Raw genomic sequence first — 8,437 nt, 5'->3', positions numbered from 1 at the left:
CGGCGAGGGTGGAGTGGGGTGGTGACCTCTCCCGATGGTGGGCGGCTGGGTCCGGGCGGCTAAGTCGATCGGGAGGCGCCCGGCGGCGAGGGCCGAGCAGGCGGCGAGCTAAGCCGCGCGGGAGGCTCCCAGCGCCAGGGCGGAGTGGACGTTGGGGCTGAGTCGCGCGGGAGGCCTCCCGTCAGGGGCGCGCGGCGGGAGGCGTCACCAGGGCGACTCGGCCCCGGCCGACCCTCAGGCGTCGCGGAGGAGGCGGCGGGCGGTGGACTGGATGTGCACCTCGTCCGGCCCGTCGTAGAGGCGGGCTTCGCGGGCGTGCCGGTACATCCGGGACAGCGGGGTGTCGTCGGTCAGCCCCTCGGCGCCGTGCACCTGGATCGCGCGGTCGATCACGTCGTGCAGCATCCGGGCGCCCGCGACCTTGATCACCGCGATCTCCACCCTGGCCTGCTCGCCCGCGTCGATCCGCCCGGCCGCCGCCAGCGTCATCAGCCGGGCCGAGTGGATCGCGGCATACGACTCGAACACGTGCTGCTGCATGAGTTGCTTGTCCGCCAAGGGTTCCCCGAACGCCGACCGTGACTTCAGCCGGGCGCACATCAGCTCGTACGCCCGCTGCGCCTGGCCGAGCCACCGCATGCAGTGGAAGATCCGGCCGGGCCCCAGCCGTTCCTGCGCGATCACGAACCCGTGCCCGCGCGGGCCGAGCAGGTTCTCCGCCGGGACACGCACGTCGTCGTAGGAGACTTCGTAGTGCCCGCCGTCGATGCCGAGCACCGGAGTTTCGCGCACGATGCGGTAGCCGGGGGTGTCCGTCGGCACGATGATCATGCTGAACCGCTGGTGCACCGGCGCGGAATCCGGCTCGGTCCGGCACATCACGGTGGTGTACGCCGCCTGCGCCGCGCCGGTGGTGAACCATTTGCGGCCGCGGATCACCCAATGGTCGCCGTCGAGGGTGGCCGTCGTGCGCAGGCCGGTCGGGTCCGAGCCCGCGACGCCGGGCTCGGTCATCGCGAAGCTCGGCGACACCTCGCCCGCCACCATCGGCTCGAGGTACTTCTCCCGCCACCGTGCGCGGCCGTGCTTGTGCAGCATCAGCGAGTCCTGCAACGTGAACGTGCCCAGCGCCAGCTGACCCCACTCGCTGCGACCCTGAACTTCGTTGACGTACACGTAGTCCAGGAACGGCAGCCCGCCGCCGCCGAGTTCGGCGGGATGCCCCAGCGCCCACAGCCCGGCCGCTTTCGCTTCCGCCCGCAGGGATCCCAGCTTCGCGGCGGCCGCCGGGCCACCCGCGGTCAGCTCCGGCTCGGCCGGTTCGACGCGGGTGGTCATGAACTCGTGGACCTCGTCGCGGACGGCGCGCACGCGGTCCGGCACCTCGAACCTCACCGGCCGTCTCCCGCGAGGTCGTCGGCGATGTCCCGGTTGCCGTACCCCTCCGGCGCCGCGACCTCTTGCACGGGCTCGTCCCGGTTGTCGAACTCCAGGCGCAGCGCCCTGCTCATCGTCGCGTGCATGTCGTACATGCAGGTGATGTAGGTGAAGAGCAGGATTTCCTCGTCCGACAGGTGTTTGTGCAGGACCTCGAACACGCCGTCGTGGACGCGCCCGCCGTCCAGGACGAGGCCGTCGGTGTAGGCCAGCAGCGCCCGCTCCACTTCGGAATAACAGTCCGCCGTCGGCCAATGGGGGATCGCCGCGATCTTCTCCTCCGCCACGCCGAGCGCCCGCATCTGCTTGCAGTGCTGGGAGAACACGAACGTGCTGCCCCGCGCCCACCCGGCCCGGCACTGGCCGAGCTCGCGCAGCACCGGGTCGAGTTTCGCGTTGCGGTACAAGGCGAATCCGCGCACGGCGTGCCGGAACACCTCGGGGGACTGGGCGAACACCGTCCACCAGTCGCCGGGGGAGCCGGTGGCCGTCCCGTGGTCCACGGCCGGGTCGCGGTCCGGGGCGAAGAGCCGGTCGTAGTAGTAGAGGATCTTCTCGTCGGTGACTTCGGCGCGCGGAACCTCACGCAGCCGGGGCATGATCCTCCTCAGGAGACGGTGCGGTCGGCGGACGTCTTGGGCTCGTGGGCGACGTCGGCTTCGGTGAACTCCCTGAGCCAGCAGGCGAATTCGAGCAGCGCGCCGTCGGGGTCCTGGAAGTAGAACGACCGGACGAAGGTGCCTTCGTGGACTTCGCGGGAGACGCCCGCGGGGCTGTCGTCGTGGTTGAGCACGGGGCTGACGGCGATGCCCTTGTCCTTCAGCTTCTTGCGGTACTCGTCGAACTTTTCCGGCGGCACGTGGAAAGCGACGTGGTTCATCGAGCCGATGGCGCTGGTCAGCTCGCCGGCGCCCGGGGTGGTGGCGGGCGCGGACACGCCGGGCACGCCGTCGGGGGCGTCGGGGAACCAGAAGAACGCGAGCTGGTTCCCGCCGCCGCAGTCGAAGAAGAAGTGCTGGCCCAGATCGTCCGGCAGCTCGAGGGTCTTCACCAGCGGCATGCCGAGCACGCCGGAGTAGAAGTCGATGGTGGCCTTCATATCGGACGAAACCAGGGCGAGGTGGTTGATCCCGCCAAGCTCGAATTCGGTGTTGGTCATGAAACCTCCTGCCGTGGGGCGAACTGCTCGCGCAGCACGCGTTTGAGGACCTTGCCCGCGACGTTGCGGGGAAGCTCGCCGACGAACTCGATGTGCCGGGGGACCTTGAACCCGCCGAGCTGCTCCCGGCAGTGCGCCACCAGCGTTTCTTCGTCCAGGTGCCGGTTTTCGCGCACGACGACGGCCGCGTGCACGGCCTCGCCCCAGCGCTCGTCGGGCACGCCGAACACCGCGGCGTCGGCGACCGCGGGATGCCGGTAGAGCACGTCTTCGACCTCGCGCGAGGCCACGTTCTCGCCGCCGGAGATGACCATGTCCTTCATCCGGTCGACGATGTAGACCATGCCTTCGCCGTCCCGCCGGACGATGTCGCCGGTGCGCAGCCAGCCGTCGTCGAACGCCGCCGCGGTCAGCTCGGGTTCGCCCCAGTACCCGGACATCACCTGGTCGCCGCGCACCAGCATCTCGCCCTGCTCACCGGGCGTCACGTCACGGGAAAACGCGTCGACGACCCGGATTTCCGACAGCGCCATCGGCTGCCCGGCGGCGGCGAGCAGCCGCGTTTCGCCCGCGGCGGCGCGGCGGTGGTCGGCGCGGCCGAAGTGCAGCACGTTCCCGCCGAGCTCGGTCATGCCCATGCCCTGGTAGAACTCGCAGCCGAACACCTCCATCCCGGCGCGCAGCACCTCGGCCGGGATCGCCGAGGCGCCGTAGCCGATCGCTTGCAGGGAACCGAAATCGTGGTTTTCGATGCCGGGGTGGCGGAGCAGGAACGCGATCATCGTCGGCGCGAGCCCGGTCTGGGTGACCCGCCATTCGGCCACCAGGCGCAGGAACGTTTCGTTGTCGTACGCGCGGATCAGCCCGACCGTGCAGGCCATCAGGTGATTCACCATGACGACGTAGCCGCCGACGTGGCAGAGCGGGAAGCAGAACAGGAACACCGTGTCGGCAGGCAGATCCCAGTGGATCGCCGAGCCGGTCACCCCGGTGACGAGGTTGCGGTGACTGAGCATCACGCCTTTCGAGCGCCCGGTGGTGCCGCTGGTGTAGACGATCCACGCCGTCGACCCCTCGTCCACGCGCGGCAGTTCGTCGGCGGAGACCTCCGCGAGCAGCTCCGCCCAGCTGACGTCCCCACCACCGTCGAGGCCGACAATCGTTCGCACGCAAGGGATTTCGCCGCGCAGACCGTCGGTGAGGTCCTGGTACTCGGCGCTCACGATGAGCACGCTCGCGCCGGAGTGCGTGATGATCGAGGCCAGCTCGGCCGGGCTGAGCCGGTGGTTGAGCGGCACCAGCACGAGACCCGCGGCCGGAACCCCGTAGTACAGCTCGACGTATTCGGGGCGGGTCGAGGAGAGCACGGCGACGCGGTCGCCCGGCCCGGCGATCGTCTGTAGCGCCCACGCGGCGCGGCGGACGTGGTCGCGGAGTTCGGTGAAGGTGAGCGTGGTGTCCTCGAAGCGCAGCGCGAGGCGGTCCGGTTGGCGTCTGGCCGCGGACTCGACGATGTCGTGCAGCAGCATGACGCCTCCTATTTGAGGGCGAGCGGGTTGATGGGGGAGCCGATCCCGCGCGTGAACTTCAGCGGCGGCCCGGCGTAGAAGAACTCGTAGACCCCGTCCCCGGCGCAGTGTTCGGCGAGTTCTTCAAGGTCCAGCAGTTCGGCGAGGGTCATCCCCATGTCGCGGATGAGCACCATGTGCAGTTCGAACAGCGCCCCGTCGTGCTCGCCCGGCAGCACTTCGACCGCCCAGTTGTCCGAGCCGACGACGGCGACGTCCCTGGCATGCAGCCAGCGCGCGGACTCGAGGCCGAGGCCGGGTTCGCCCTTCATGAACTCCACCGGATCGCGTTCGGTGAGGAACTTCTTGCGGTAGCCGGTGCGGATCAGCAGGATGTCGCCGGGCCCGACCTCGACCCCCTGGGCGGCGCAGGCGGCGTCGAGGTCGTCCGGGCCGATGACCTCACCGGCGGCGAGCCAGTCGACCCCGCGCAGCCGGGCGATGTCGAGCAGCACGCCGCGGCCGGCGATTCCCTTGGCCTGGTGGTGGATTCCGTTGTAGCCGGCGCCTTTCACGGTGACGCTGCCGGCGGGCCGCCCGTTGTAGAGCTGCTCGTCGTACATCACGTGCGCCAGCCCGTCGTACTGCGAAGCGGACTGCAGCGGCATGAACACGTAGTCGTCGGCCCAGCGGAACCCGCCGGGCAGCACCTGTTCCTGGCCGTTCTCGGACATCAGGCGGATGGGGTTGATCCGCGCGCCGCCGGGCTGCGGGCCGTCGCCGTCCAAGGGGATCCCGAGGTCGAAGACCGTGCCGGTGCGGGCGAGGCGAGCCGCGGCGGCCACGCGTTCCGGGGTGATCAGGTTGGTGGTCCCGCGCTCGTCGCCGGGGCCCCAGCGGCCCCAGTTGCGGAGCTCGGCCCCGAGTTCTCGCATGTCCGGAACGGTTTCGGCCATCGTGGCGCCTCCTTGCGCGGAAGTTGACTTGACAGTCGGATCAACTTCGGTCGATGCTGGGAGCCTGTTCCTCCGAGCGCGAGTTGTCAAGGGAGCGAGAGATGACGGAGCCGTTGACCGAGCGGGGCGCCCGCACCCGGGAGCGGATCCTGGACGGCGCCAGGGAAGTGTTCGAGGAGCAGGGTTTCCTCGACACCCGCATCACGCACATCACCCGCCGCGCCCGCGTCGCCTACGGCAGCTTCTACACGTATTTCCCCACCAAGGAGTCGGTGTTCTTCGAGCTGGCGGACCGGCTGTTCGAGGACATGCACACCCACGAACCCGCCGCCGGCGCCGCCCCGGCGGAGCGCATCCGGCGGGCCAACCGCGCGTACTACGAGGCGTACCGGCGCAACGCCCGGATGATGGCGATCGTCGAGCAGGTGGCCTCCTTCAACGAGGAGTTCGCCGAGCGCCGCCGCAAACACCGGGCGCTGCACGTCGAGCGTTCGGCCCGCGCCTTCCGCGGCTGGCAGCGCGACGGGATCATCGACGCCTCGCTCGATCCGGAGACGGTGGCCCGCGCGCTCGCCGCGATGATCGAGCATTCGCTGTACCTGTGGCTGGTCCACGACGATCCGGGCGGGGACAACGAAGTCCTGCTCGACACCCTCGACGCGCTCACCGCGCGAGCCCTCGGTTTGCCCAGCTGACATCGGAGTCCGCATGTACGAAGAGATCGCCGACCGGTTCCTCGCCTCGATCGTCGCGGGGGACACCGGCGCCCTGCGGGAGATCTACGCGCCCGGAGCCCTGATCTGGCACAACGAGAACGCGCCCGGCGGCGGCACCGAGGAGGGCGTGGACGACAACCTGCGGACGCTGCGCTGGCTGAGCCGCACCGTGCGGGACTTCCGTTACGAGGAGATCCGGCGAGACTGGCTGCCCGATGGTTACGTGCAACGGCACGTGCTGCGCGGCGCCTTGCCGGACGGGCAGCGGATCGAGGTGGCGGCCTGCCTGTTCGCGACTGTCCACGATGGACGGATCACCCGGATCGAGGAGTACGCCGACACCCGCGGCTCCGATCCGCTGCGGGAGTTCGCCGCGGCGCAGCGGGCGGCCCGATGATGGAGCTGGCCAGGGCGCTGGCCGAGTGGCTCGGTTCGCCGGTCACGGGGCTGCACCGGCTTTCCGGCGGGGCGAGCCGCGAGACGTGGGCCTTCGAGTCCGGCGGGAAACCGTTGGTGCTGCGCCGGGAACCGCACGGCGCGGCGACGCACGGCCGGATCGAGCTGGAGGCGCGGGCGATCCGCGCCGCCGGGCGCGCGGGCGTACCGGTGCCAGGCGTGACCGGCACCGGTGAGATCCTCGGCACCGCGGCGATGGTCATGGACCGGCTCGACGGCGAGACCATCCCACGGAAACTGTTGCGGGACAAGCGGTTCGAGGCCGTGCGGCCCCGGCTCGCCCACGACCTGGGCGTGATTCTCGCCCGCCTGCACACCGTTTCGCCCGGCGAGGTCCCGGACCTGCCCGCGGGCGACCCGCTCGACGATCTCGTCGAGATCTACGAGTCGCTCGCCGAACCCCGTCCGTCCGTCGAGATCGCGCTGCGGTGGCTGCGCGGGAACCGGCCGTCCCCGGGCGGAAAAACGGTGGTGCACGGCGATTTCCGCACCGGGAACCTCCTGATCGGGGAGGACGGGGTGCGCGGCGTGCTCGACTGGGAGCTGACGCACGCCGGTGATCCGTGCGAGGACCTCGGCTGGCTGTGCGTGCGCGCCTGGCGGTTCGGCGGGCCGGGCGCGGCGGGCGGGTTCGGCTCGCGCGAAGAGCTTCTGGCCGGTTACGCCGCGGGCGGCGGCACTCCGCCCGACGAGGCGACGCTGCACTGGTGGGAGGTCTACGGAACGCTCCGCTGGACCATCCTGTGCCGCGTGCAGGCCGAACGGTATCTCTCGGGCGGCGACGAGTCGGCGGAGCTGGCCGTGCTCGGGCGGCGGGTGTGCGAGCAGGAGCACGACCTGTTGCTGGTGCTGGGCCTGACAACGCCTGAGGACGTCGAAGATCCTTTGCCCGCACCGGATCTGGCCGCGTCGGCGCCCCCGCACGACCGCCCTTCCGCCGCCGCGCTCATCGCCTCGGCCGGCTCCTTCCTCGCCGGTTTGCAGGTGGAGGATCCCGCTGTGCGCTACCAACTCCGGGTGGCGGAGACGGCCTTGACCATCGCCCGCCGGGAACTTCACCTCGCACCGGCCCACGCCGAAGCTCACCGAGCCCGCCTCGCCGCGCTCGGCCTGCCCGACGACGCCGCCCTTGCCGCGCGCATCCGGGCCGGGGACGACGATCCCCGGCTCGTCGAGGCGGTGCGCGCGGTCGTGCGGGACCGGTTGCTGGTGGCGAACCCGCGTCACCTGTCGCGCCGTTGACTCATTTCCGGGCCCAGTCCGGCACCCACACGGCGTCGTCCGGCCGGTACTGGGCCCGGAGGAAATCGAGGAACTGAGCGAGCACCGGATGCGGGTTGTCGGCCCGCCAGACCACGCGGAGCGGATACACCGGCACCGGGTCGACGACGGGGATCCGGCGCAGGTCATAGCTTTCCGGCCAGAGGTAGCGCGAGCCTTCGCCGACGAGAGTGGCGAGCCTGTCCGAGTCCGCTATTTCGGCGAGCAGCGTCTCGTTGCCGAACAGCGGGCCGATCGTGTCGATGGTCAGCCCGAACGCCGCCGCCAGGTCCTGGTAGTAGCCCACCGGCTCCGGTTCGGACAGCCCTGGCATCCACACCGGATGCCCGGCGAGTTCGGCGACCGTCACGGTTTCGTTGTGCGCCAGCGGATGCCGCTGCCCGACGAGCACCTCGTGCCGGTCGTCGATGACCTGCGCCGAACGCAGGCCCCGGGGAAGTTTCGTGCCGCGCAGCGAACGGAAGGTGGCGTCGAGCGCGCCGGCGCCGACCGCGGACAGCGCGGACTCCTCGTCCACGGTGACGACGTCGAGGTCGATCGCGGGATGCTGCTGGTAGAAGGCGTGGAGCAGGTGCGACGGCGCGATCCGGCGGTTGACGACGTCGATGCGCAGCGCGCGCCGCCCCGGGGTCACGGCCGCCGCCGCGCGTTCGGCGGCGCGGAGCAGCTCGCGCGCGTGGGGGAGCAGCGCCTGGCCGTCGATGGTGAGCCGGGCGCCCCTGGCCGTGCGCGCGAAGAGCTGCACGCCGAGCTGGCGTTCCAGCGCGGCGACCCGTTTCGACGCCGCTTGCTGGGTGATCTCCAGCTCGTCGGCGGCGGCCTGGAACTGCCCGGTTTCCGCGACGGCGGCGAAGGTGCGCACGGCATCGAGATCCACGGGTACCGAACCTACGCCCACAACGAACGGTTGTGACACGCCGCCCG

9 protein-coding genes are annotated in these 8,437 nt (G+C 70.8%); 3 read left to right on the top strand and 6 right to left on the bottom strand.

What is annotated here, in order from left to right; translation table 11 throughout:
• Window positions 1-234: 234 nt before the first annotated feature.
• The 5 genes from FPZ12_RS36560 to FPZ12_RS36540 are packed head-to-tail and all read right to left on the bottom strand — an operon-like array spanning window position 235 to window position 5,060.
• Window positions 235-1,395 (bottom strand): acyl-CoA dehydrogenase family protein, encoded by a 1,161-nt coding sequence (locus FPZ12_RS36560; protein ID WP_144752003.1) that lies wholly within the window; start codon window positions 1,393-1,395, stop codon window positions 235-237.
• Entirely contained in the window at window positions 1,392-2,036 is a 645-nt protein-coding gene (locus tag FPZ12_RS36555) for a carboxymuconolactone decarboxylase family protein (protein ID WP_144751999.1), read from the bottom strand. The genes FPZ12_RS36560 and FPZ12_RS36555 overlap by 4 nt, the downstream gene beginning before the upstream one ends.
• Before the next feature lie 8 nt (window positions 2,037-2,044).
• Window positions 2,045-2,596, bottom strand: a complete 552-nt coding sequence (locus tag FPZ12_RS36550; protein WP_144751996.1) for a VOC family protein — start codon at window positions 2,594-2,596, stop codon at window positions 2,045-2,047.
• A complete protein-coding gene (locus FPZ12_RS36545; RefSeq protein WP_144751993.1) occupies window positions 2,593-4,125 on the bottom strand; it encodes a long-chain-fatty-acid--CoA ligase in 1,533 nt (510 codons plus the stop codon). Before FPZ12_RS36545 ends, FPZ12_RS36550 begins: the two co-directional genes overlap by 4 nt.
• Before the next feature lie 8 nt (window positions 4,126-4,133).
• A complete protein-coding gene (locus FPZ12_RS36540) occupies window positions 4,134-5,060 on the bottom strand; it encodes a cyclase family protein (RefSeq protein ID WP_144751990.1) in 927 nt (308 codons plus the stop codon).
• A 101-nt stretch (window positions 5,061-5,161) separates the two neighbouring features.
• Between FPZ12_RS36540 and FPZ12_RS36535 the strand changes: the two genes are divergently transcribed.
• Genes FPZ12_RS36535 through FPZ12_RS36525 form a run of 3 tightly spaced genes read left to right on the top strand, consistent with a single transcriptional unit; the run spans window position 5,162 to window position 7,474 of the window.
• Window positions 5,162-5,755, top strand: a complete 594-nt coding sequence (locus FPZ12_RS36535) for a TetR/AcrR family transcriptional regulator (protein WP_144751987.1) — start codon at window positions 5,162-5,164, stop codon at window positions 5,753-5,755.
• A 13-nt stretch (window positions 5,756-5,768) separates the two neighbouring features.
• The gene (locus FPZ12_RS36530) at window positions 5,769-6,173 is read left to right on the top strand and encodes a nuclear transport factor 2 family protein (RefSeq protein ID WP_144751984.1); all 405 of its coding nucleotides are present in this window, start codon (window positions 5,769-5,771) and stop codon (window positions 6,171-6,173) included.
• Window positions 6,170-7,474: a phosphotransferase family protein gene (locus tag FPZ12_RS36525; protein WP_144751981.1), complete on the top strand. Its 1,305-nt coding sequence runs from the start codon at window positions 6,170-6,172 to the stop codon at window positions 7,472-7,474. The genes FPZ12_RS36530 and FPZ12_RS36525 overlap by 4 nt, the downstream gene beginning before the upstream one ends.
• Window position 7,475: 1 nt before the next feature.
• On the opposite strand, the gene FPZ12_RS36520 is transcribed toward FPZ12_RS36525, so the two are convergent.
• Window positions 7,476-8,390: a LysR family transcriptional regulator gene (locus tag FPZ12_RS36520; RefSeq protein ID WP_144751978.1), complete on the bottom strand. Its 915-nt coding sequence runs from the start codon at window positions 8,388-8,390 to the stop codon at window positions 7,476-7,478.
• Window positions 8,391-8,437 lie beyond the last annotated feature (47 nt).

Origin of the sequence: Amycolatopsis acidicola (genome assembly GCF_007713735.2) — a bacterium.
Lineage (GTDB): Bacteria > Actinomycetota > Actinomycetes > Mycobacteriales > Pseudonocardiaceae > Amycolatopsis_E > Amycolatopsis_E acidicola.
Note: the sequence above shows the minus strand (reverse complement) of the source record. Positions and strands in the feature narration are given on the sequence as shown.